Source organism: Mesobacillus sp. QJM3NY_10, from assembly GCF_056173465.1.
On sequence record NZ_CM149675.1, the window covers coordinates 602,026 to 628,448 of the forward strand.

A 26,423-nucleotide genomic window follows, 5' to 3' on the forward strand; every position below is an offset into this window, starting at 1 on the left:
TTGTAGGTGTGTGTGAATGAGTAGAGGCGAAATGTTAGTTAGTTTAATTGCTGCTTTTAGTAGAAATGATAACGAGGGTTTTATCCAAGAATGTAATGAGCTGATTGCTTTTGAAGAAAGTAAGAAAAATTTCCGAGTTGCTAGTTTAATGAGAAAGGCGTTAAAAGAGGGTGAAAAAAATAACGCTGACTTGTTACCTAGTTCATTTGCTATTACTCCTTTAGAAAATAATCGTATTAATAAGCAGGTTCCTCCCCAGAGGCATGACATAATTAGCTTGGAAAAGTCTAATGTTTACTTGAGTAAAATTGAATTGCCATCAATGACTAAAAGAGCAATAAATTCTCTGATTGAACAATGGGGAAAGAAAGATAAATTAGCAAAACATAATTTAACACCACAAAACAAAATATTGTTTCATGGTCCGCCCGGTACTGGAAAGACTTTTACTGCTTATGGAATTGCAAATTCCCTAGGTTATGAAGTAGCTTATATTCGATTCGATACCTTGGTCTCATCTTATCTAGGTCAAACAGGTGCAAATATAAAAGAAATCTTCGAGTTTTCAAAAAAAAATAAATGCATTCTCTTACTAGATGAAATTGATGCTATTGGAAAGAAGCGAGATGACCAACAGGAGCTGGGTGAGTTAAAGAGAGTTGTGATCTCTTTGTTACAAAACTTAGATAAATTCCCCTCAGATTCACTTTTAATTGCTTGCACAAATCATCCACATTTATTAGATGCTGCTTTATGGAGGAGGTTTGATTCTATAGTTGAATTTAATCTTCCGGAAGTGACAGAACGGATTTCTATAATTAAATCACGCTTATTAGAGCTGAATATGAAAACAGATGATAGTTGGATAAAATTATGGGGAGATATTTCAGAAGGTCTATCACCAGCAATATTAGTTCAAGTTATAGAGAATGGGATAAGGAAATGGGCAGTTCAAAGCAAATATAATTATTATAGCTTAGTTACTGAAGAATTAATTCACTATTTAAATATAGAAGACACACCAGAAAAACTACGGGTAATTCTATCCAAAAAGTTAAGAAACCAAAGCAAGGTTTTTTCGTTTTCATATTTAAGTTCATTGATGAAAATTCCTAAATCTACTCTTCACAAAAGGTTTAAAGAAGAAATGGAGGATTGAGATATATGAAGAAAAGACCTCATTTGAGAATATCGAAAGAAAGTGTAATTAATAGGAATACTGATTTTGATGGGGGAGGTCGCTCATATAGAAGGAATGATTATTATACTCATGGTCAATCCCTCATTAATGGTCTAAGAACTATAAACCAAAGAATACATACAACAAGTGATGTAGTAAAGGATAGAGCGTTCTTAGAAATTAAGTTAGCACCTGGGGAGAAAATAAAAGATAGGTTTAAAAACCTTCAAAACAATGCTCAGATAACGGTGTTAGACGTAGTTAATGAATCAACGGGATATGGATTTATAATGAAAGATAATATCCCTTCGCTATCTTCTAGGCTTCGACAATATGCTGAAACAGATGAACATACAGGAAAGAGTTATTTTTCATTTGTGGAAGAATTAAATAATATAGATAGTTTCGAAAAGCTGAGTCCTAAACTTAGAACCATCGTAGATAGTCAAGAGATAACTGACAATATTGATGTCACAATTGAATCTTTTAGTGATTTACCAAGGGAAGTAATTGAGCTTAGCTTTATTCAGCAATGCGAAAAACTCTTAGGTGATAGTGGAAAATTGAAGTCATCCTATATACATGCATCTGGAAGTGTAGTAGTTGAGCTTGAAACTAATAAGGCAGGCATAATTTCTCTAGCACAGAATTTTGATTCTATTCGTTCGATCGATATTTCACCCAGAATTACATTGCCAATGAATCAACCAAATGCAGATAATATGCAGAACCTGAGTATAAAAGAAATAGAGGGTGATGCTAAAGTTTGTATTTTTGATACTGGGACTATTGAGGGGAATCAATATTTTGACCCTTATATTCTTAATAGATTTAATGCAATAGCTGCAGATGATTTTAATACGTATCATGGCAGTTTTGTTGCTAGTCGGGTGATTTATAGAGAGGATGTTGAAGACCAATTAGTTTTAGGAGAACTTACTCCTCATGTGAAAGTTCTGGACATTCGGGTTTTTGGAAAAGATCAAAGTGGTAATATTGTAGGAATGAGTGAATCAGAACTAATAAATGTTATTAGACAAACAGTAAGGGATTATTTTCAGGAAATTAGGGTGTATAATTTATCATTAGGATTTGTGGACCCAAACACTGATGCAACAACTTTAAGTGATGTACAAGTTACACGGATTGCGTCTGAATTAGATGCAATAAGTAAGGAGAAGGATGTATTATTTATCACATCAGCAGGTAATATTAATTCATTGTACCAGAAAATGGTGCAGAATCCTTACCCAAATTACTATTCTGATGATGCTACAAGAGTATTACCACCAGGTGAAAACTTTTTAGGAGTTACAGTAGGATCTGTAGCGACGAAGTCAGAAAATGGGGCATTAGGATTGCTAAATCATCCATCCCCTTTTTCCAGACGAGGACCTGGTTCTTTTGGTACTTTAAAACCTGATATTGTAGTGGATGGTGGGAATGTAACGATAAACGGGAACGCCGATAAAAGAATATATTCTGTTGCGTTAGGGGAGAACCCTGGAGACCTTTCATATGATATTGGAACAAGCTTTGCTGCACCTTTAGTTTCGTCTTATGCAGCGGAACTTTTTGATAAGATACCTGACGCTTCAGTAAATTTAATAAAAGGGCTTCTGCTGCATTTCTCTGCTCATCCCAACGAAATAAATACTTATGCCCGTACGAATAAACTTGAGCATATTGGATTTGGAGTTCCTAACTTGCAATATTGCTTAGAATCTTTGAAAAGCAAAGCCACCTATGTTTATGAAGGGGCTGTGCCTCAACAAACATATGTTAAGTTACCATTTTGGGTACCGTCTATACTAGCAAATGATACCACTAGAGGGGGAAGAAAGAAGCTAAAGTTAAGGATTACATTAGTTTGGAATCCTATTACAGATCGAAGAAAACAAATGGATTATTCTCTAACTCATCTAAATATGAATCTATTTAAGGTTGGTGATGATGGAGAAGAGAAAGAAGTTAGCATACCATTATCTCAATTATTAGAACCCTCTTATAAGAAGAAGTTTTTCCCTGTCATTAGAATTGAAAAGGAATTTGAAAGAAGTTTTTCCGGTGGGCTTTGGTCAATACAATTACGTTTGTCTCATCGATGGGACGTGCCAGACGAATATGAGCAAGACTTTGCTTTATTAATTTCTGTTGAAGACCCACAAGATACTATTAATGTATATCAATGATATTCGAGAATACCTTGCCGAAAAATAATATAAATAACCTTGTAGAACAAAATAAAGACTTAAAACATGAGGTGAGATTATGGAGAAAGATAGTAACAAAATCAAACACCAAGGGTTTGAAATTAGTGAAGGAACTTCAAAAAAAGATACAACAAAAGTGGACATCTTAAAGCAGATAGTTATAAAAAAAGATAAAGAAGAATAATAGAATATATTTAAAATACTCTTCTCAGGGAAATATCCGTGGTAAGAAAATAAATCCTTTGTTTTTGCAGGCTCTAGGTAAAAGTTACTTAACATAATAAATAAAGAGCGATTATAGAGGGTGTCAAAAAAGGTAAAGTGATTCTAATAAAATACAAGCACCTTCCATTAATAGTGGAAGGTGCTGTTTTGATTACATAAACATTTGTTGCATGAAAGCTTTTTTTTGTTCAGTTAATTGATGTAATTTGTTGTTTTCGATTTGTATTTTTTTAAATATCGTATCCAAGAATGATACAATTCTTTTCTGCTCATCAATACTAGGAAGTCTGATAGGTGTTTTTCTTGCGTTATCTATTGTATATGTTCCAACAGTTCCCAACCCAGAAGTAGTTTTAATGAAATTCTGAACTTCTTGTGATAGCATTGTGTAATATAAAAATTCACCACTTATTTGCTTTGAAGTTTTTAGCCAGACAACATTCCCATCCTTAAAGTATATAGGATCATCATCCTTTACTAAATAGGGTACTCCTATTGTTCCAACTCCAGTAATCATTACATCTCCTTTTTTTACAATTCCTGATTTAGATGATTTTTCTTTATATGTTTCCTCAGAAATAAACAAAGGAAATGTTTCTTCACCATTGTTAATAGCAACAATATCTCGTGCTCTATAAAATGGTATGCCATTTGAGGTCCAGTCTTTTTGATGAACTCTTGTACAGGAACCAACTTCGCACACATCATTAATGAATATATTATTCCACTCTGGGAATTCATTTCCCTTTTCATCCTTAAAACGTAATTCCTGACTAAAAATTTTCTTCATGAAACTTTTTTTCTGTTGTTTCAGTAATTTGATTTTTTCTTGTTGAAGATGAATTTTTGAATCAAGATGGTTGAATAAAGTAGTTATTTTTTCTTGTTCTTCTAAATTTGGTATAAATAATTTTACTGATTCTAAATCCCTTGGGTAAACTGCAGCAACACTGGTGGTACCAACAGCTCTTGCTTTAATTTGAGACCAAACAAAAGGAGTTGTATATAAATAATTTAAAAAGTGACTATTTATTATTGAATCATCGAGACTAATACGAGCAATGTTATTGTTGAAAATAAAATCTTTATTATCGATTGTCCAAGTTGCTGCTTTACCAACTAATGCTAATGTATTCCGTGTATTAAATAAGAAATCTCCATTTTTAGCAATATACTTTTTAGAACTTTGGAACTGTTTTTTCGTTAGATATTCAAGTTTGGATAAATCAAAAGTTCCAAGTTGTATATTCCCCATTTTCAATAAGGGGAAACCGGTTGTAATTTCTTTACCTAATTCATTAGTGCCCGTTTCAATCTTTGTAATGAGAGATCCTAGATTATATTGCTTCCAGTATATCTCTTTATTAAATCTTAAAGTTGGTTTTTGTTCCATTTTAAGTTTACACCCCCAACTCTCTAAAATACTTCTCTAACTTCCGATCCACTTCCGCAATTTCTTCATCAATTTCCTTCAAACGTTCTGCCACTGATTTTAAATCAATCGGTTCTTCTTCTTCAAACGTATCCACGTAACGAGGGATGTTTAGGTTATAGTCGTTTTCTCTAATTTCCTTTAATGTTGCTGCATAAGAGTACTTTTCATTTATTTCACGGCTTTGGAATGTTGTAATGATTTTTTCGACATGTTCGTCTGATAAATGGTTTTGGTTCTTACCTTTTTCGAATTCATTGGATGCATCGATGAATAGTACAGTGTCGTCATGCTTACGGCATTTTTTGAATACTAGAATGGATGTTGGAATGCCTGTGCCGTAAAAAATGTTTGATGGTAGTCCTATTACTGCATCTAAGTAATTTTTTTCTTCAATTAGATGCTTACGAATTGCTGCTTCTGCGGCGCCCCGGAATAGGACTCCATGTGGCAATACAACTGCCATCGTACCGTTGTCATCTAAATGATGAATAAAGTGCTGGATGAAAGCGAAGTCTGCCTTTGATTTTGGCGCAAGCTTTGCATAGGCACTAAAGCGTTCGTCTTCCGTGAATTTGTCATCGGCGCTCCATTTTGCAGAGTATGGAGGATTGGCTACAATTGCTTCAAACCGTTGATCGATATGTTGAGGTTCTTCTAATGAATCCGCATTTCGAATGTCAAATCGTGTATACGGTACGTCATGCAGCAACATGTTCATTCGAGCCAAGTTGTATGTCGTTGATACCTTTTCTTGTCCGTAGTATTTGTGTACCTTCGCTTCTTTACCTACACGAAGTAGCAATGAACCTGAACCGCATGCGCCATCATATACATCGCGAATTTCTGTTTTACCTGCAGTGACGATTTTAGCTAAGATCTTTGAAACTTGTTGTGGAGTATAGAATTCGCCAGCCTTTTTACCAGCGTTTGCTGCGAATTGAGAGATCATGTATTCATAAGCATCGCCTAGAACGTCGATTTCAACATCGTCCTGTAAAAAGGGAATGTCTGCGATGTTCACAATGACTTTACTGATTAAGTTTGTGCGATCCTTGACTGTACGTCCCAAGCGAGAGGAGGTTAAGTCCAAATCATCAAATAGATGTTGGAAATCATCCTGGCTGTCTGCTCCTAAAGTAGAGGATTCAATCGCTTTGACACCGTTTTGAAGCATTTCAATATCGAAGCTTCCATTTGCACCTTTTTTGATTTCTTCCAGGAAGTGAGAGAATAGGAATTGCGGCTCGACTACATAGCCTAATTCATCAATTAAGTACTCAGCCAGGTCATCACGGTATTCTTTATTTTTCCATGCGTCAGTATATGAAATATTGTCTTCTTTTAGCAATACATTTGCGCGTGCTTCTACTTTTTCAGAAAGGTAACGATAGAATATCAATCCTAAAATATAATCTTTAAATTCGCTGGCATCCATTTGGCCACGCAGGTCATTTGCCATAGCCCATAATTTTTTATGTAGTTCTGCCTGTTGAAGGCGTTGTTTTTCGCTTGAAGTCATTGAAGATTCCTCCTAAAATAGCTTTTTAAGCCATACTTTGAATGAGTTTTTGCTGGATATACACCAGTTGTAAATTTGTTCTTTCAGCCATCAATGCAGCTTTTCGCTTTTTTAGCTGAGCGATTTTGCCAATGATAGTCTGTTGTTGGACAGGTGGCAAAACAATTTCTAGATCTTTAACATTGGATAATTTCAATAAAGGAGTCACTGTACCTTCACATAATATGGCCAACTGTTTTTGGATAAATGGATGTTCATTAAAGTACCACTCAAAGAAAGCTCCATCGACATTACTAGCTAATTGGATTTTGATAAAGTTATTTGTTAGCAATAACCCATTGTATTTCTCAGGTAACAAAGCAATTTTCTGTGTTTGCGTATGTAGAATAAGACTATTCGAATCGGTTAAAAGCTGAGGTGTCAACTTATCCTTCGGTACAGTAATTACCACATTTTTTTCTTTTGAAATACGGTAGGTTAAGCCAAGTGTCTGATTAAATTCCTTTAAAGAAAGTGGTTTAACTTTTGATGTCACAACATCAGAAGAAAAGGTTTCTAGACGGTTTACAAACGCACCCTGAGTAACTTCCGCGATTTCGCCAAGTTTCATCACACACCTCCTTGATATTTTTAAATATATCATAACAACTAAATAGAGAGGAATAGATATTTTTAAAAATATCATAAAAGAGAAGAACGCTTGATCAGCGCTCTTCAGAATTAGGCTCCATACTTTTCAGTAAAGTCTCGGATAAAGGTAGTTATCGCTTTGATGGCTTTGTTCTTTTTTAGGAACGAACCTGATAAAGAATCCATGATTGCATTCTTCTCAATTAGATTGGAATACTCATACGTTGAAACCTGTTCGCGCAAGACGCTGTCTTCAATATCAACTGTTTTTGCAAACATAGCGAGTTCATGATCGCTCATTTCTTCTTCGTAACGGTTGTATGCATCAATCACCGATTCATTTTTAGCTAATGTCGGTGCGACCTTATCCAGGAACCCTTTAATCAGTTCAATCTTCAGGCGCAGTTTAGGATCTGATGCATGATCCAGTTCCTGTTTGATGAAGCGAATCTCTCTGTCGCGTTCCTCATCATTTTCAGTGTTGAGGTTGGCGATTAGATTTAAGATGTAGCTGACATTGATTTTATCTGTGTGCATGAGTTCCAACTCGAAGTCGATGTCGTGTAGGATCGATTCTTTTGGCACTTCGCTACGCTTGAAATCTTCGTATACCTTGAAGTATTTGCTCTTGTAATCCTCGTATGATTGCTGCGATATTGTCAGCTCTGTTTCGTTAAACTCAAAATCAGAAAATGACTGTAAGCGTTGAAGGAATTTGGTTACATTCTTGAATGCTACGATAAAGCTTCGTTTATCTTCTTCTCGCTCCAGTTCGTCAACTTCTTCGGGAATGACTGCAATCTCACGTAAATTTTTCACCGCTTCTCTAAATGCATCTAAGTAATCCTCGTAGCTCCCCATTAGTACCGTATCAACATTGTCAGTTCGAGAGAATAACTTGATCGCCTCATCTGTATTTTCTTTTAAGTTGCGGTAGCAAACGATATTTCCGTATGGTTTGGTCGCCTTCTCAACACGGTTCGTACGACTGTAAGCCTGCAACAGGTCATGATACACCATGTTTTTATCAACATAGAGAGTATTAAGCGGCTTACTATCGAATCCGGTCAAGAACATTTTTACGACTAGCAGAATATCGATTTGTGCATTTTTTACTTTTTTTGATACGTCAGAAAAATAACGATCCCATGTTTCTGTAGAGTAGTCTGTGTCGTACATCTCATTATAATCATCAATCATACGGTCAAGCGCTTCACGAGAATGTTCGCCTGTTCCATCGCTTTCCTCATTTTGCCCATATGAATAGATACCGGCGATCTTCAGGTTGTGATCTTTTGACTTAAAAATATCGTAGTATTTAATCAGCGTAGGTATGGAATCGACTGCAAACATGGCGCAATAACCTTTGCTCTTCGAACGTCGTTGGTGATTTTCAATGATGTGGTCAGCAACGAGATTTAAGCGGCGCTCATCATGCCAAACTTCATCTGTATCAATTCCCGGTACTTTGGTTTTATCATTTTCATTTATCTTGGCGTTGAATGTACGAATATATTCTACTGAGAAACCTAATACGTTTCCGTCACGAATTGCATCTTTTATAAGGTAGTAATGTAAACACTTTTCAAAAAGGTCAGCAGTGGTGCGGCCGTCCTGGCTCTTGTTCTCCTTGAACCTTGGCGTTCCTGTAAACCCAAAGTACTGGGCATTTTTAAAGTGATGATCAATTTCCTTGCGCATGTCTCCAAATTGGCTGCGATGGCATTCATCAATGATGAAAACAACACGCTCCTGTTTATATGGCTCCATGATGTGAGCGTACTTTGGGTTCTTGATTGCATTGTTCATTTTCTGAATTGTAGTCACAATGAACCGCTTCATTGGATTCTGAATTTGCTCTATCAGAATCTCGGTTTTGTCTGTCCTATCCACAGCACCTTTTTGGAACTTATTGAACTCTGCAATTGTCTGGCTGTCCAGGTCCTGACGGTCAACGAGGAAGAATACTTTTGAGATACTTTCCTCATCGGCTAGAATTTGTCCGGCTTTAAAAGAGGTTAAGGTTTTACCCGAACCGGTTGTATGCCAAATGTAGCCGTTATTATTTGTTTCCGTTGCCCGTTTTACCAGTGCCTCTACGGCATACACCTGGTATGGACGCATAACCATCAAGGCCTTGTCCGTATCATTGATAACCATATAGCGACTGATCATTTTTGCTAGATGGCATGGCTGCATGAACGCTCTCGCAAAATCCTGTAAGTTCGTAATTAGCTCATTGTTTTCATCCGTCCAGAAGAACGTAAAGCCAAACTGGATGTCATAGTCGGAATTTGAGAAGTACTTAGTATCCACTCCGTTACTCACGACAAAGATTTGCAAGAAACGATACAATCCATTGAAAGTATGCCGACGATATCGCTGAATCTGATTGAACGCTTCTTTAAAGTCTAGGCCACGTCGCTTAAGTTCAATTTGAACAAGTGGCAGCCCGTTAATCAGGATCGTCACATCATAACGATTGATATAGGTGCCTTTCACCGTTGTTTGTGTCGTTACTTGGAACAAGTTCTTACACCAGTCTTTTGTATTCATGAGCTCCACATATAACTGCGTACCGTCTTCACGTTCAATTAGTAATTTGTCACGCAGGATTTTTGCTGAATCGTAAATGCTTTTTCCTTCAATGAGTGTAAGAATTCTCTTAACTCTGTATCAGTTAACGGCTGTCCGTTTAACTTATGTTGGTTGAATGTATTTAGCTGCTGCTTGAAGTTAGCTAATAGTGCCTCATAGTCGGCAATCTTTACTGCTTGATAACCAAGATTCACAAGCTGACTATGTAAATTCTTTTCAAGTGCCGCTTCAGATTGATATCCCATGCATATACCCTCCTTGCCATGGTCTTGTTTTTATTATACTTAAAAATTGGGGGCTTGGTTTCATTTCTTGATAGGTTTTCCCAAAAATTGTTTGTTGAGGCGATGTAGGAATATTGACATACCGGATTTTTCAAAGATAATACCTTAGGATCTGAATATGTGATTAAAGATTGACAAACTCCATGAAAGTTAGAATTTCGTGGTGATTTGGAAGGATATAGAAAAGAACTTGTCGAAAAAAGTAAATATAAATAATTAGGAATTCGAATGTCCTTATAACAAAACAAAGGATGATTAAATTGGGTATTTTCAATACAGTTAATACTTATTTTTTAGTAAATCAATTGAAAGCTGCAACAGGGAGCGTTATATATGTTGCTCCAGGATTGACAATTGAAGTAGCGAAAGTTTTTCAAGAAATTAAGCAAAGAATCCCTTCACATAATATCAAAATCATAATTGATTCTAATCCTAACATTTGTAGGTTGGGATATGGGGATATAGAATCTGTTGAGATGCTGATAAATGATGGTTTTAAGGTAAGTAAAGTAGACTCAATTAGATTAGGGATAGTAATTGTTGACGGAAATGCATGGATTTTTTCACCTATACCACTAATTATCGAAGATGACCATAAAGTTAAACTGAATGGTATCAATGTAACCGTTGATCAAGCATTTGAATTGATTGATGAAATATATGAATTAAATCCAGAAAGAAGTCAACAGATCACTATATTTGATTCAACAATTGAAGATAAAACAGTTGAATTTAAGCCGGAAGAATATAGGAAACAAGATTTAAAAGTAGCAATACAGGATTTAGAAATGAGGCCACCAAAGAAGTTTGATTTGGAAAGGCAGGTTCAAGTTTATACAGGTTATTTCCAGTTTGTTGAGTTAAGTTTAGTTGGAATGGGTTTAAGAAGAAGGACGATTAATATACCTTCTAAGCTTTTGGCAGTTAGTGGTGACAGAGTAGTACAAGAAAAATTAAAAGCAACATATAAGCTGATAACCGAAAACAGTAAGTTATCAGGAAAAGAAATAGAAGATAAAGTCGCACACCTAAGGAAGACATATACAAGGTCCTTGGGCAAGCGACTAGGTTCAGTAATCTTATTAAAGAATAAAGAGGTATTTCTTAAAGAGGTTGACAAGATTAAATTAGAAATTAGTAAATTCTCAGAAAAAGTCAAAGCTTCATTAGAAAAGGAATTAGCTCATACTAAGAAAGAAATATCAAAAATTCTGGTTCCAGTTATTATGAAGAATCCACCTAATGATTTAAAAGGTATTATTCTAACCAACAAACCTTCCAAAAGAGATGCCACAGAGTATATTGATGAAGAAATAAGTAAATTTATTCCTAGTGCAGAGGAGCTCATTACGAAAATGGAACTTCAATGTGACTTTAAAGATATTACATATGAAATGTTGAATGATACTCAATTTATAGAGAGTATAAAAAGCCAATTTAAAATCAAGGCACTGGATAAGTTGTATGAATCTTGTGAGGCGGTTAAAGTAACTTAAATTAAGAAAAGAAAAGAAAAGAGTTGAAAAATATGACAAATCAAACAAAAGAGTTTGATATAAACGTGTTTCTTAGTGAATTAGTGAAAAGCAATGTAGACAAACTGATTAACGGCATTCATAAAATAGGTACAGATCAATATAATAGGTTGAAAATTAAAACTGGATTAGCATTTGAAAACTATCTTGCTACTGGTGTTAAGAAATATGGATTTACTAAAACGATTTTATATAGAGAAAAGACCGTACCAATATTCGAATTTTTTGTTGATATGGAGTTAGAATGTCAAGGAGAGATCATTAATACTCGGGATTTTGGCTCTATTTTACAAAATAATAAGTTTATTACTATCCTTGCCAGTGGAGGAAGTGGAAAATCTACTTTATTTAAAGCCTTCTTCCTTAAAGCAATAACTGAAACAGCATTAATACCAATATTTGTAGAATTAAAGTCATTAAATGATGAAAGCATAAACCTAATGGATTGTATTTATAAGAGTTTATGTGAATTGAAGTTCGACCTAGAAAAGGAGTATTTTATCAAGTCGTTAGAAAGCGGAAGATTTTTAATCTTGATGGATGGTTTTGATGAAGTAATTGATGAGCGAAGAGAAAATTTAATAAAGGATATAATTTCCCTAACTGACAGATTTGATAATAACCATTTTATACTTTCTTCAAGACAAAATAATACGCTTTATAATGGATGGAGTAGGTCAACAGACTATAAACTTTTACCTCTCAAAAAAAAGCAAGCTTTGGAATTGGTGGAGAATTTAACATATAACTTAGAAACTAAGGAGAAATTTTTAGAAGAACTAAATAAATCTCTTTTTGATAAACATACATCTTTTGCATCAAACCCCTTATTATTAAATCTTATGCTCCTGACTTATGAGGAGTTTGCGGAAATACCAGAGAAGGTTCATATTTTTTATGCTAGAGCTTTTGAAGTTTTATATGCGAGACATGATGGGACTAAGGGGTTAAAAAGAAAGCTAAGGACGGAAAAGGAACTTGGATATGAAGAGTTTGTTAGAGTACTCTCTTCCTTGTCGGTACTAAGTTACTTTGATTCTAAAATATCGTTCGACCTAGTAACTCTTAAAGGATATATAGATAATTCAAAAAAGCTAACTAAGATACAAGACTTTAATTCAGAAGATTATATTACTGATTTGGTAGAATCTATTTGTTTACTTTTTTTAGATGGGCTTAAATATAAGTTTCAACATAGGTCATTTCAGGAGTTTTTTACAGCAAAATTCATTTTGAGCTTACCAGATAAACAGCTTTACGATATCATTTATAAATTAATTAAACAGAGATTTGCATCAATTGCTACTGACAGTGTGATCGACTTAATAATTGAAATGGATAGACAAAAATTTGAGAAAGTTTTTTTAATACCAATGTTACGAGAAGTAAAAGAAAGTACTGAGGCTAGTGATCCAAACATTACCTATTACAATTATATGGTTTCTGCCTTTAAGACTTATGGTGTAGACTATAGTTTAATGAGTAGTGATATTGATGGGATTGAGGAACCTTGGGATTGTGTTACCTTTGGTTATGATTCTAACGGTAAGAAATATTATGTAGAGTTAGTCTCCTACGTAGCAAAAAAATACGCTAGTATTTACCCATATCAAGAAACTAATAAAACTTATAATAGATTGGATATAATAGAGAAGTACGGGGAGGAAAACGAATATAGTCCGTCATATAGTATTAGGATTGATAAGGTAAAAGCCCATGAAGAGCTTTTTGAAGACTTCTTATTACATTCCCAAACATATATATCAAATTATAAATATGCAATGGAGATTCTTAAGAAGCTAGAAGAGAAGCATAATGATCAGGATAACATTTTAAATCATTTATTTGAACTTAATTAGTAGGTTAAGTAGACCGTTCCACCATTTCATAAATACTAAAAACTGCTTTTGAGAGGCACCGGAATCCTCACGCTGTCTCTTGAAATTATTTAATTGTAATAAATCATCTAGATATAAAAAAATATTTGAAAATTATTAAATGAGGTTTTAATGGATACTCAAGATATTATGTATAACACACTCATCAACAAAGAGTTTGACCACAAAGATATTAATAAGTTTGTTCAATTACAAATGATGCTCAATAAAATTAATAAATATAAAAAAGGTTCTATAATTTTCTTTTTAGCTATTATATGTGGTCAATTCTTGTTTCTAAAGAGTATTCTCAATAGTAATCGGGACTTTGATATCCTACTCTTTTTCTGTGGTGTATTTATTGCATTTTTTATTAATAATTTAATCGCGTATTTACTACATTATTGGGCATTTTATAAAGTTGAAAACAAACCTTTTTATTATCATTATGGAAGATTTGAAAAAGTGTTTCTCACATTGTTATCCCCCGATTATATATATGCTTCATGGTTCAAAAGTGATATAAAAAATTCACAAGTGAACAATCGACATATTGATTGTAATGAAGCATGTTTGAGAGACGAAGATGGAAAGGGTATATGTTTAAAGTCGTGGGATACCATAAGAATAAAAAACAAATTTTTTATAGAGTTATCTAACTGGGGAAACCTAATGTTGTCTATCTTTATATCAATTATATGCATAATCACTTATATACTTGATATCCCCTTTTTAATATATAGTATAAATTCATTAATAATTTTTAGAACTCTTTCTCGGATAATAGAGGTAATATTAGCTTTTTATAAAGACATTGTTGAGGTTAAGGAAAAAATTTTCACTTCAAGAGATAATAAGCATGAATTTTACATTCACGGATGGAGAAATTCCTTGCTATTAAAATCCTCTAGAGTATCTCTTGCAGTTCACTCTCTATTAGAGATGAATATATTATACTCAGCCATATACTTTTTCTTAGCACAATTTTCAGATCAAACTTTTCTAAATGAAAATATTGTGGCTATATCCACTGAGAAAGATGATTTCATAAATTACTTATTTTTTAGTTTTTCAGTTTCTGTTTTTAACTTTTCATTCACTAGTTTCCCTTCAATATATTGGGTATTCTTTCATGTGTCACAGATAGGTTTGAGTTTTATATTAATCATCCTTTCTATTGCAGGTTATTTAGGGATAAATACTAATATGTTAGAAAGGGATAAGAATCTTTATCTGGAAATGCATAAAAGGGTAAATCGATAAAAAGGTATCTGACCTTTAGACAGACTAAGTAAACGGCTACAGCTTCTCATAAACTATAATGATATGTACATCTAGCTCTTTGCTAATAGCTAGAAGCCATTATAATCAAGAGTCACATTTGGGCATAGGGACGGTTTTTGGTTGAAAGTGGTAATAAAATGTTGAATTGCCAAACGGACTCGAGGTTAAACTAGCAGTATGCAATTGTAAGTTAGTAATTAGCATACTTGCAGAGTGATTGGATGCTCTAGAATCAAAAAAACGATAAGCAGTCCACACTGCTTATCGTTTTTTTTACCCCAACCAGCCAACTACCCTCTAAATCTCCTATTTAACTGTTCACAAAACCACCACAATCCCACGCTTCCTACCCTGTCCTTTCCACCCATTCATCCATATATAAAGGGTGAAAGGGTGGTGCATTAGCATGACAATTAAATCGGCGGTTGTTGAGAGTTTTGCGGAGTATTCACAGTTTGGTTCTTTGAAGGAGTTTAATAATCATTTTGAGATGTGGATGGCGGATAAGAAGCGTTTTTTCAGTAAGGGTGAGTTGATTGGTATGAAGAGGCTGGCTCGTTTTGCTGCGAAGGTTCCTGGGGTGGCGAATGCCAAGATTGGGACGGTCCTGAAGGCGATTTATGAGGAGTATGGGGAAATGGGGATTTCCCGTTCTACTTTTAAAAGGATGATCCTGAAGGCAAGTGAAATTGGTATTTTCACTATATATGAGACTGCGCGCAAGAACGGTTCACAGTCTAGCAACCTGTATGTGTTCAATCGTTTCCCGATGAATGAACTACCGGATGGCGTTCAATTGAGCCACCAATATAAAACTATCATTCCTTCTGAAACTAACATAAAAAAGAATAATAAACGTGAAGAAAAGGCTGCTGAAGAACAATCATCCAAAATTCAGGAGGTAAAACCCGTTGCTGAACAAGCACCGGAAGAGCACCTATTTGTCAGTGACCGTGTTCCAGGTGATTTCGTCAATCTTGTAAAATACTTCTACCCAGCTGCAAAGTCGATCGAGGAATTCTGGCGGATGAGCATGGTCGCTGCCTACCGTAACAACTTTGAAAAGGACACGGATCTCCTGTTATCACTGTCCCTTGACTCCTTCAGACAGCTCGTCCGGAAGCTGAAGTCGAAGGTGGAAGTGAAGAACCCGATCGCTTATTTTACCGGGATTTTGAATAAGAAGTTCCAGGATCGTTATTTTGAGGAACTTTATTACATGCAGTTTTGTTGAAACGCTGATCAATTCCGGAAGCTTTTTCTTGAAAGGGAACGATGTGCTGTGTAATTTGTTTCCACCATATCAAAGTAAGTCTCTTAATTACGTTTATAAATCTCTCGGAAGATATGGAGTGGTCTATACCTTCTGTTTAACATTTTTTGTGTAAAAGTAGTAGAGTATGTATATTGTTTGGGAAAAATATCTATTTATGTTATATTATATATGCCTCATAGAAATTGTTGTGAGGGAAATTGGTGAACTGTTGTCAAGCTTTATCCACGCGACATTTCTGACTTGGAACATCCAGTAAGAGATTAACAAGGACACTGCGACGCAACAACACTGCATATGCGAATCAACACCTCCATTTGTAGTGATTAACCATTCTACTATACACTCTATAGTATAGCAAATAAGTGATTATAGCAGCCATGTTGTGCGAGGGAAATTGAACACAATGTAAGTGGTCCTTTTGAAGCTTAGAGATAAGATTTAATTGAGACCAAAGGTATGCTAGGAGGGGTGACTGGAATGTTTCAGGGTAATAGGCTGCGATTACATACCCTCTCTAGCTCTGCTAAAATTGATTTAAGTAAATACAAAATTAAGAAATATAAGCATTTCGATAATAGAGTGTCAATTAACAATATAATAAAGGATATACAAAATCCAGGCTGGATAGTAGAGCGTGGCTTTTTCCCGTTTATTCATTTTCAAATAAAATTTTACAAATATAGTAGAGTGGAAAAAAGGAAGAAGCTGAAAACGAGAGATATTTATTATGCTTCACATATAGATAGTTATATTTATAAATACTACGGTGATTTGCTTAACGATAAGTACAATGATAGTGCTAAAAAGAGTGGAATTAATGAAGTGGCGACAGCATACAGAAATAATCTCAATGGCAAAAGTAATATCCATTTTGCGAAGGAAGTCATAGATTTTATAAAGAAAACAGAACGCTCTTTTATTTACGTTGCTGATTTCACGAATTTTTTTGATACGTTAGATCATAAATATTTAAAAAAACAGCTTAATGTTGTTCTTAAGACTAATAGGTTGCCTGATGATTACTTTACTATTTTTAAAAATATTACTAAGTTTAGCTGGGCTGAAAAGGAAAAAATAGATCAAATATTAAAGAAGAAATATAAAGACAAAGAAAAAATAAAAAAATTAAAACGACTTTTTGATGATAAGGATTTTAGGAAATTTAAAAAATCCGAGAAGAACAATATACTAGTCAATAAAAAGGATTATGGGATACCACAGGGGGCGGGTTTAAGTTCAGTATGTTCTAATATTTATTTATTGGATTTTGATAAAAAGATAAATGATTATGTAAAGAAAAACAACGGTCTATATAGAAGATACTGCGATGATTTAATAATTGTAATTCCCTTTAAGGAGGAGGATAAGAATTGCGATTATCAAAAACATATTAACTATATAGAAAGCGTAAGAGCTGAGACACCAAGATTAGTTATTCAAGAGGAAAAGACGAAAAAGTTTTTGTACTCAAATAATAGGGTTTTAGATGAAAAACTAAATCAAAGTATCTTGGACTATCTGGGTTTCGCTTTTGATGGAAATAGTGTCAAACTAAGGGAAAAAAGTTTGTTCAAGTACTACAGTAGAGCTTATAAAAAAGTTCGCTTGTGTAACCGGAAAACTGAAGAAAGCGGAAGGAAAAAACATCGAAGAAGTCTTTATGTTAATTACACACATTTAGGCACTCGTAAAAAGGGCCATGGTAATTTTATTAACTATGCTTTAAGAGCAAAGGAGATTTTTGATAAAAATCCTACTACGAATAACCTAATAGAATCACAAGTAAAGAATCACTGGAGAAAGATAAATAAACGTTTGATAGATAAATAAATAATCCTCTTTCTTTTCAATTACTCTATTATAATTAAGTAGTTGTAGGGGTTTAAAAAGACTCATGAGACAGGACTTATACCCAATAACTTTGTTTCTGTCCCACCTTACGAGGAATGAAGAATACACAATGACACGATGAGCAGTTTTCACCGCTTATCGTGTTTTTATTTGCGCCAACCGAATGAGTTTAATATCCTCCTATCTAACTGTTCACAAAACCGCCACAATCATCCCTATTCCACCCTGTCCTTTCCACCCTCTCATCCATATATAAAAGGTGAAAGGGTGGTGCATTAGCATGACAATTAAATCGGCGGTTGTTGAGAGTTTTGCGGAGTATTCACAGTTTGGTTCGTTGAAGGAGTTTAACAATCATTTTGAGATGTGGATGGCTGATAAGAAGCGTTTTTTCAGTAAGGGTGAGTTGATTGGTTTGAAGCGGCTGGCTCGTTTTGCTGCGAAGGTTCCTGGCGTGGCCAATGCCAAGATTGGGACGGTCCTGAAGGCGATTTATGAGGAGTATGGGGAGATGGGGATTTCCCGTTCTACTTTTAAAAGGATGATCGTGAAGGCTAGTGAGATTGGTATTTTCACTGTATATGAAACTGCGCGCAAGAACGGCTCGCAGTCTAGCAACCTGTATGTATTCAATCGTTTCCCGATGATTGAACTACCGGATGGCAATCAATTGAGCCACCAATATAAAACTATCATTCCTTCTGAAACTAACATTAAAAAGAATAATAAACGTGAAGAAAAGGCTGCTGAAGAACAATCATCCAAAATTCAGGAGGTAAAACCCGTTGCTGAAAAAGCACCGGAAGAGCATCTTTTTGTCAGTGACCGGGTACCAAGTGATTTCGTCAATCTTGTAAAATACTTTTATCCAACCGCAAAGTCGATCGAAGAATTCTGGCGGATGAGCATGGTTGCTGCCTATCGGAACAACTATGAAAAAGAAACAGATCTCCTGTTATCCTTGTCCCTTGACTCATTCAAGCAACTCGTCCGGAAGCTGAAGTCGAAGGTGGAAGTGAAGAACCCGATTGCTTATTTTACCGGGACCTTGAATAAGAAGTTCCAGGAGCGTTATTTTAAGGAGCTTTATGAAATGCAAGTTTGTTAAACAGATAATAGCGGAGCATTCTATAGATAAAATTGTGACGAGTGAAATATGGTCACAAATAAAGAATGTATTAGAACAACTTTTTTAGTATTAGCTGTTAAGATAGCTCTGTAATATAATGGGTATATGCAAATATTGTAAAAAGAAGTGATTCGGAATGACCGAGGGTAAGATTCGATTTGTTATTTTAAGAGAAACTGATAATGGTACTTTGTTTAAGAATGTCAACGGGAATAACTTTAACCAGTAGTACCAATACAAAATTAAATATTTTAAAGAAGATATAATAAAATTTTTTGAAGTCACTGAATATACAAACATTACGGTAAATGTGGATTATGATATTATTACTGGTTGGCTATAGGGTGAAGTAGAACCAGTCACTATTGATGGTGAGAAGAAATTTAAATCTTAAGATGAATTCCGGTTGGATTCAGAGGTTAAAAATACATATCACGATCTTAGGAAGAACAAAAATAAGTGATAATGAGGTGTGCATAGGTGGGTGAAATATTTAGAGAAAATCAAAATACAAAATTGTTGCTTGAGATGAGCGTTGTGGATGGTAAATATGACTTCACATCGTCTATTGTCGCAGCACTAAATCAAGCAGAATTAGAAATACATAATTTAGATGAAACAATTGAGTCAATTCAATGCCTAAAGCCTAATTGTGATAAATTGGACTATATATTAGCAGGAAGTTCAGGTGCATTGTGTGGCATCATTGATATTTTCTTGGTTGGTAAACCTGGAGAATCGCCTTTCGGAGATATTACTGATAAATGGTTTGCTAATCGAACAACTGATTTTGCTAAATTGTGCGGATGGGAAGCTAAAGGAGAGAACTCTTTGTCTTCAGCAATCCGTTTTCTTGAAAAAAAGTTTAAAATCCCATATGACCAACGTGGAGTTGGTGACGCGGCCAGTTTTGTTTTTGATTTAACTCCGACAAATCATCATTTTAAATCGCTCGCACATAATCCTAGTTTGCTTGGTTTGTTCTTTTCAATATTAGACCAGTTTACTAATTCTTCGCATTTTATTTCTGGTGGTGAACTTATATCTTTAGCTGATGCAGATGGGAAATTCGAGTTAAGAGGAAACGACATACCAAGCAAATTATTCTGTGCATTTGCTAATTGGTTTGGTCATTTAATTTCTGATATGTCAGGCTCATCAGGTAGTAAGGGCCGTGGAATGGGGATTCCTTCTCCTTTATGGACATGGACAAATGATATTATTGCAATAAAAAGGTCGTTGAATATTCCTGTGTCACAGTTCGATAACTCAATAAACGAGCTAGCTATAAATATATATAAAGAAGGATATGATGCTCGATTCCAGTCGACTCAAGCCATTCCAGTTTTTATAAACGAGATGTTAGTTCGACTTGTTTATGCTATCAGAAGACTAATAAAATACTTTGCTGAAACCGATAAAGAAACTCGTTCGTTTTCACTTATGTGGAAAAAGTGTGAGCCTTTTTCAAATCCAACTGTTAAAAGAATGTTAACTGTAGCACATGGGACGTTTTGCCTTATAGATATAAGTGATGCTACTGTTCGTGGTTTTGTAACAGGTGCAGGAACTTTTAATCCTACTGAGTTTTTCTTGCGTCTTAACATCGTAGGGGTTGGACGATTTACTATTTCCTTATACGGTGAAGTTAAGCGTGAAATTGGCATGCAAAAAGCAGAAAGAGAAGTAATCTTTGCGAGAAAAGAAAAATTAGTTGTAGAAGATTATATTGAGGGACTTAAACTATTATCGGAACTATATGAAGATAAAAATCTTTTGAATTTTATAACTGATTTCAAGAATAGTGATATGTATGTACACGCTTTTGAAAAAACTGTTATGTTAGCTAAAAAGAGAAATGTGCCGAATAATGAAATATTAAAAAATAAGATGGAAATAGATTCTTATTTTTTGGGAGGAAATAAAGCGTGAGTAAGAAGAAATCCAATTTACAGATTGCTCAAGAACAAGCTGAATCTACCATCAAAAAGACAAATGATAAAATAGAGGAGCTTGGAAAATATACTAGCAATCTTTATACTTCATTAAACGATATTCAGCAGCTATTTGATAAAATCAGAAACGTGCCAAGTCAGAAACACTTGGAATATAAAAAACTAAAAGAAGTTCGTTTGAATTGGAAACAACAGGTTGAAAAAATCCAGTTAGACTATAAAAATGCTGTCGCCAAGAATGCTGGAAAAGGTGTAGCAGGTGTTGGCGCAGGTGTTGCAGTAGCCGCCCTTGGTCCTACTGCAGCAATGGGAATAGCTACAACTTTCGGTCTTGCATCAACAGGGACGGCTATATCCGCTTTGAGTGGTGCTGCAGCCACTAATGCTGCATTAGCGTGGTTAGGTGGTGGAGCACTTGCCGCAGGTGGTGGCGGTATGGCAGCTGGAAATGCTTTCTTAGCCCTTGCTGGACCTGTTGGTTGGGTAATTGCAGGCATTGCATTTTTAGGTAGTGGACTTATTTTTTGGAAGACTAAAAGTGATCAACATCGACTTGAAAACATTTTCACATTGATAAGTAAGCGAGATAAAAAATCATATGAACTTGCAATTGTCGAGCTTAATGAACGCATATCTCGTATAAAAGACGAAAGTTTTAAACTCAACGATGCGATTGAAAAGATAGACTCATTTGGAGTGGATTATAATCAAATGAGCGAAGCTCAGCAGTATGAATTAGGAGCTTATGTGAATTTGATGTCAGCATCAACACAATTGCTTGTAAATCCGATATTAGGTTTGCAACCAAAGTATAATGAAGAAGACTTCAGCCAATTTATTTCTGAAGGCAACGGAAAAGCTAATGAAGTTTTATGTTCCTCACGTAAAGATTTGATAATCGCATTAGCAAATCTTTTATATAAAATTAAATTAGATGATAAGGATAAAAAACTTTTGTGGAAGTCCTTTAAAAAGAACAAGAAGTTCTTATCATCAATGAATATCTCGAAGAAAGAGTTTGATGATAAAATTCTTGATATAGTTTGCGAGGCTCTTAATTTTAGGTACTGTTAAACGTTATTGTTGATATCCAGTAAAAAAATATAGAACATATGTTCTGTATTGGGTAATCATGACGATTACACGGCTACGGCAAATATTATTACAAAAGGTTCTACATAGACAAAGGGAAGGTTCTTGCGTCTACTAAAAATGAATTATGTAAATATTAGAGAAGGTGAGAATCGTCCCTCTGTCTCTCAATCAGCAATTGAACACAGATGCATTGGTTGATCACATGCTGGATGATCAATCCTTGTGGGATTATGTGCCTGGTTTATCAGCCTGATCGCTGCTTCCTTAACAAAGAGGTATATCAATAAGGAAATAAACCAAAAGCAATACTTCACTATGCTAACAGTGTTCGGAGGAGCAAGTGTGGCGAAAGTATCAATTTTTATTCCCCTAATGTCAATCCCGGGTGTGAATGCAGTCGCGGGAGCAGCCCTTTTTATGAAAATGGCGTTTTCTGTAAAGGGTGCTTATACAAGGTAAGAGAAACTAAAAGAGGATTTAAAAAATAATTTGAAACTTCATTATTTAAAAAGCTCATATACAGATGAGCTTTTTATTATTTTTAAATAAAACAGACTATGTATGCTATCCTAATTTACAATTATCCAATATTTGTCGATATATATATTGATATATCTAACAAAATAAACTATTGAAGAGGGAAAGATGAAAAGCTTTATTGAAGATATAAAAAAAGAAATGGTTCCCAAAATTAAACTGACCTTTGAAAAAGGGCAAAAGGTATTGTCCATTTTATTGAACAGAATTGATTTCCAATTGACAAGAACTATAAGAATTTTATTGGAACAACAAGAAAAGTTAAAGCAATATCTTATTAATAGAGATAAATTGCTAAAGGAGATTAATAGAAAAGAACAAGAAGTAAATCAACTAAAAGAACAAATTAATGAATTTAATAATGATCATAATTATCGAGAACTTGACTTATTAAGGAATGAATTAAGCTCAAAATTAGATGATTTAATTTCTAGCCAACGAAGTTATTACGAGTTAGAACAAAAAATTGAAGATAAACAAAAGAATATAAATAAGCTTACTCAAGATAAACAAAGACTTGAACAAGATAGGAATTTAATTAGATCAAAATATGACGAAGCTAAGTCAAAGCTTAAAGAAAACGAAAATAGAACCAGCCAGTTAGAGATAGAAATAAAAGAATTAAGAGAACAAGCTCTAATTTATGAACAGCGTTTAAAGGAAAGTAAGACAAAAGAGGAAATAGAGAGATACGAAACATTATTAGCGGAGTTGCGAAACAACTATGAAGAAAAAATTAATGAGGAAAGTAGATTAAGAGAAGAAAATAAACACTATAGGAAAGAGTATCAGGAACTAGAAAAAAGCTTATTATTGAAAATTACCGAATTAAGTAAGTTAAGTGGGAAACTGAATCAAGCGAATATTCTGTTGGAAGAAAATAAGAAAGAAAAGGATTTAATAAAATCTCAACTTCATATTAAAGAGAATGAACTCAAAAAGTCCAATAATCAAATTGGAGCGTTGGAAAAGAAAATAGAACAATTAAGACAATTAGAGAAAAAATACTTAGAAATGTACGAAACTTCAGTTGCAGAGACACAGAATGCGAACAAGTTATTAACGGAATTACAGGAAACTTTCACCAAGGATTTAATAGAATACGATGAACTTCTAAAGGAACTCGAATATGAATTAGTCGATAAACAAAATGAAATTTCAATTATTAAGGCAGATAAGGGTGAAGCTGTTGTTTTAACAGAAGAAGAAAAGGCGGTCTTGGAAAGAGAATACGAGCCAAGATTCGTATTGTTATATAAAGATTGTAAATTTTATCCGGAATTCTTTAGTGATTTCTTTCAAGTTACATCTTCAGACCGTTTGAAGATAGAGGCGGCAATAGCACAACTTAATTACCACTACCCTTTAGCTATCTCAAGAATTCGACAGAACACTATACAAACGAAGACAAAAAATATTCTTGAATATCCCTTTGGAACTGACTCTGTAGGAAGGATTTACTTTTCTAAAGAAAACAATGTAATTCATATGTATCGTATCAGTAGAACGAAGAATGGAAGAGGTAATTTAACGCAAGACAATGTGATTCAATGGTTGAAGAGGAAATTATAATCGTATTCTAAAGATGGAGCTACTTATTTTATTATAATAGATAAAGAAGCTATTTAAACTGGATACGAGGCAGTCTGAAAATAGGTAAGATGACAATACAAATTATTTTAAATTGAATATGGAAACCAAAATCTCTGAATACCAGAAAAATGAGTTTGAATATATGTAAATCTGTTATATAGATATATATAAAAATGAGGAGAAGAGAAAAATTATGCCAGAATATAGAGTTAATAAGAAGCAAGCATCGAAGAATAGAATTGTTATTACCATTATTTTTGCTTTGCTCTGTGCCTCCGTTGGATCAGCAGGAACATATATGCTCTTGAAAGGTGATAAAAAAGTAGTTAAACCAACGACAGCAATACAAGGTGAGGTCATCATAGAAAATATCGCATACGATAAGGTGAGAGAAATCAGCAAACATTTCGGATATGAGGATGTTCAAGACTTCGATTACACTGAAGATGACACTTATGAATTTTTAAAAAATCAAGATGATGATATTTGGCTTGAAACAACAGGCAAAAAATTCGGAAAGTATCTTTTCGGTAAAGAATACAACATTCATTTGTTTGGTTACTTTATGCTTGGTTATGATTTGAAAAATATTGAAAAAGAAGATTTTTATTATGATGAAAAATCCAAGGTTTTACACATTAAAGTACCAGCACTAGAATTAGCTTATATTCCTATGTTTGACAAGAGTTATTTTGATAGTTTTGTTGGAGTATTTAGAAAGGAATACACTGAGGAGTACCGAAAGTTGATTTATGAAGATGCGATAAATCAAGGTATCCAAGCTATCCTTGATGATAAAAGCAAAGTTCGTGAAGGATATAAATTAACAAATGATTCTCTTAAAGAAACATTATTCGACAAACCAGAGTTAAAAAAACATGTCAAAGATATTGTTTTTGAAAAGTCCGATCAAGAAGCAACTATTAGAGTCGAAGAAACTAGAGAAGCTGTTCTTGGTGAAAAAAAAGAAAAGGACAAGTAAAATCTATTCTATTTATGGTGTATATAAAATAAATACTGTCGACAAATTCGGTTTCATCGAGTTTGCCGACAGTGACTATAATTCATATAGCTAACAAAAGGCTTGGGAACATCCCAAGCTTTTTTCCTTAATAACCTGTTAATAAACATCTTTCTGATGCTCATAACAATAAATCTTCCCGTTGAATTTTTGGTTTGATAAACAATATGCTTTAACTTTATCAGACACGGATTTATTACAGATTGAACAAGTTGATTGAGTGGTGGTATCTGTAGTATCAGCCTTCAATGCCTGCTCGTGTGCTCGTCTAATGGCAGGATCTTTAATATCTGCATTTAAAAAGACAGCGTAAATCTCTGATATCATCCTCTCGCTTAAGAGAGGTTCTTTGTGTTGGATTTTTAATACCGAAACTTTCCGATGAATGAATTCTGATAGCTCGATATCATAGACAATGAGTTCGTTAAAAGCAATTTTGCGGTAATCCAGGCCGACATTAAATGTAGAGCGCTTAGTAAAAGAGACCATTGATATAAAGGACTTCTCGTACTTTCGATCAATCAAGGAAGCTAGTGCTTTTATATGCCCATAGTTTTGGACAAAAGGGTTCATCATTTTGAACTTTCCATTGACTGACCATGTTTTTCTGTCCTTTCCGCCATATATTGTTCCTTGATAGTTTTTCGTTTCAATTACAAAAATGCCGTATGGTGTCAGCACAACATGGTCGATCTGGGAATATCCTGATTTTGCTTTTGGGTTCTTTATAAGAAGGTCACTCAAGTACCGGCAGTCTTTTGGCAGCTGGTCTAGCTGTATATCAATCTTGTATTCTCCGATTTCACCTTTTCTTACGGCAACCTGTTTTGGAACGGGAGTATTCGTTTTTACAGGAGGTGCCTCTGTCTTCTGCTTCTTCAAGAAACTCAGAAATAATAACATGATCCTCTCTCCTTGCTGTTAAGTATCCTCTCTTATACTTTCGTTCTAATACCTTCTTTATTTAAGCTTTTATTTGATATAATGGAAAAAATAACTAATTTACGGCTTGGGTTTAGGAAGTTATTTTATTATTGAAGGGTGAATTAAATGAGTTTAATGCAGATACAAAAAACCTAGTGGAATATGTATTTGTCATTAATTCTGTTTTATATGCATAATGAAAAAACAGCACCGATAATTGACGGAATAGAGGCCTTTCCGAATTAGCTGCAGGAAGCCTTGA

At 34.3% G+C, this 26,423-nt stretch carries 17 protein-coding genes and 1 pseudogene; 13 read left to right on the forward strand and 5 right to left on the reverse strand.

The window, feature by feature from the left end:
* Positions 1 to 16: 16 nt before the first annotated feature.
* The 3 genes from AC0VX7_RS03050 to AC0VX7_RS03060 all read left to right on the forward strand — a co-directional run bounded on the left by AC0VX7_RS03050 (position 17) and on the right by AC0VX7_RS03060 (position 3,577).
* A complete protein-coding gene (locus AC0VX7_RS03050) occupies positions 17 to 1,159 on the forward strand; it encodes an AAA family ATPase (RefSeq protein ID WP_475426616.1) in 1,143 nt (380 codons plus the stop codon).
* Between the two features lie 5 nt (positions 1,160 to 1,164).
* Positions 1,165 to 3,372 (forward strand): S8 family peptidase, encoded by a 2,208-nt coding sequence (locus tag AC0VX7_RS03055; protein ID WP_475426617.1) that lies wholly within the window; start codon positions 1,165 to 1,167, stop codon positions 3,370 to 3,372.
* Between the two features lie 79 nt (positions 3,373 to 3,451).
* Positions 3,452 to 3,577, forward strand: coding sequence for a hypothetical protein (locus AC0VX7_RS03060; protein ID WP_475426618.1), 126 nt, complete (start codon positions 3,452 to 3,454; stop codon positions 3,575 to 3,577).
* A 192-nt stretch (positions 3,578 to 3,769) separates the two neighbouring features.
* On the opposite strand, the gene AC0VX7_RS03065 is transcribed toward AC0VX7_RS03060, so the two are convergent.
* From AC0VX7_RS03065 to AC0VX7_RS03080, 4 genes and pseudogenes are all read right to left on the reverse strand, one after another.
* The gene (locus AC0VX7_RS03065; RefSeq protein ID WP_475426619.1) at positions 3,770 to 5,011 is read right to left on the reverse strand and encodes a restriction endonuclease subunit S; all 1,242 of its coding nucleotides are present in this window, start codon (positions 5,009 to 5,011) and stop codon (positions 3,770 to 3,772) included.
* 7 nt (positions 5,012 to 5,018) lie between these two features.
* Positions 5,019 to 6,572 carry a type I restriction-modification system subunit M gene (locus AC0VX7_RS03070; protein WP_475426620.1) on the reverse strand — a complete coding sequence of 518 codons (1,554 nt, stop codon included), beginning with the start codon at positions 6,570 to 6,572 and terminating at the stop codon, positions 5,019 to 5,021.
* Between the two features lie 25 nt (positions 6,573 to 6,597).
* The gene (locus AC0VX7_RS03075) at positions 6,598 to 7,182 is read right to left on the reverse strand and encodes a restriction endonuclease subunit S domain-containing protein (protein WP_475426621.1); all 585 of its coding nucleotides are present in this window, start codon (positions 7,180 to 7,182) and stop codon (positions 6,598 to 6,600) included.
* Between the two features lie 110 nt (positions 7,183 to 7,292).
* Positions 7,293 to 10,045, reverse strand: a pseudogene (locus AC0VX7_RS03080) (type I restriction endonuclease subunit R).
* Between the two features lie 299 nt (positions 10,046 to 10,344).
* Here AC0VX7_RS03080 and AC0VX7_RS03085 point away from each other — a divergent pair.
* From AC0VX7_RS03085 to AC0VX7_RS03130, 10 genes are all read left to right on the forward strand, one after another.
* Positions 10,345 to 11,580 carry a hypothetical protein gene (locus AC0VX7_RS03085; RefSeq protein WP_475426622.1) on the forward strand — a complete coding sequence of 412 codons (1,236 nt, stop codon included), beginning with the start codon at positions 10,345 to 10,347 and terminating at the stop codon, positions 11,578 to 11,580.
* 32 nt (positions 11,581 to 11,612) lie between these two features.
* Positions 11,613 to 13,478: an NACHT domain-containing protein gene (locus AC0VX7_RS03090; protein ID WP_475426623.1), complete on the forward strand. Its 1,866-nt coding sequence runs from the start codon at positions 11,613 to 11,615 to the stop codon at positions 13,476 to 13,478.
* Between the two features lie 150 nt (positions 13,479 to 13,628).
* On the forward strand, positions 13,629 to 14,759 hold the full coding sequence (locus tag AC0VX7_RS03095) for a hypothetical protein (protein ID WP_475426624.1): 1,131 nt from the start codon (positions 13,629 to 13,631) through the stop codon (positions 14,757 to 14,759).
* 427 nt (positions 14,760 to 15,186) lie between these two features.
* A complete protein-coding gene (locus tag AC0VX7_RS03100; protein ID WP_475426625.1) occupies positions 15,187 to 16,014 on the forward strand; it encodes a hypothetical protein in 828 nt (275 codons plus the stop codon).
* A 519-nt stretch (positions 16,015 to 16,533) separates the two neighbouring features.
* Complete coding sequence (locus AC0VX7_RS03105; protein ID WP_475426626.1) at positions 16,534 to 17,886, forward strand: reverse transcriptase domain-containing protein; 1,353 nt, start codon at positions 16,534 to 16,536, stop codon at positions 17,884 to 17,886.
* 301 nt (positions 17,887 to 18,187) lie between these two features.
* Positions 18,188 to 19,015 (forward strand): hypothetical protein, encoded by an 828-nt coding sequence (locus tag AC0VX7_RS03110; RefSeq protein WP_475426627.1) that lies wholly within the window; start codon positions 18,188 to 18,190, stop codon positions 19,013 to 19,015.
* A 501-nt stretch (positions 19,016 to 19,516) separates the two neighbouring features.
* Positions 19,517 to 20,968, forward strand: coding sequence for a hypothetical protein (locus tag AC0VX7_RS03115; protein WP_475426628.1), 1,452 nt, complete (start codon positions 19,517 to 19,519; stop codon positions 20,966 to 20,968).
* Positions 20,965 to 22,065 (forward strand): hypothetical protein, encoded by a 1,101-nt coding sequence (locus AC0VX7_RS03120; RefSeq protein ID WP_475426629.1) that lies wholly within the window; start codon positions 20,965 to 20,967, stop codon positions 22,063 to 22,065. Before AC0VX7_RS03115 ends, AC0VX7_RS03120 begins: the two co-directional genes overlap by 4 nt.
* Before the next feature lie 666 nt (positions 22,066 to 22,731).
* Positions 22,732 to 24,195: a hypothetical protein gene (locus tag AC0VX7_RS03125; RefSeq protein ID WP_475426630.1), complete on the forward strand. Its 1,464-nt coding sequence runs from the start codon at positions 22,732 to 22,734 to the stop codon at positions 24,193 to 24,195.
* Positions 24,196 to 24,409: 214 nt separating this feature from the next.
* Positions 24,410 to 25,198, forward strand: a complete 789-nt coding sequence (locus AC0VX7_RS03130; protein ID WP_475426631.1) for a hypothetical protein — start codon at positions 24,410 to 24,412, stop codon at positions 25,196 to 25,198.
* A 138-nt stretch (positions 25,199 to 25,336) separates the two neighbouring features.
* On the opposite strand, the gene AC0VX7_RS03135 is transcribed toward AC0VX7_RS03130, so the two are convergent.
* Complete coding sequence (locus AC0VX7_RS03135) at positions 25,337 to 26,140, reverse strand: nuclease-related domain-containing protein (protein ID WP_475426632.1); 804 nt, start codon at positions 26,138 to 26,140, stop codon at positions 25,337 to 25,339.
* Between the last annotated feature and the right edge of the window lie 283 nt (positions 26,141 to 26,423).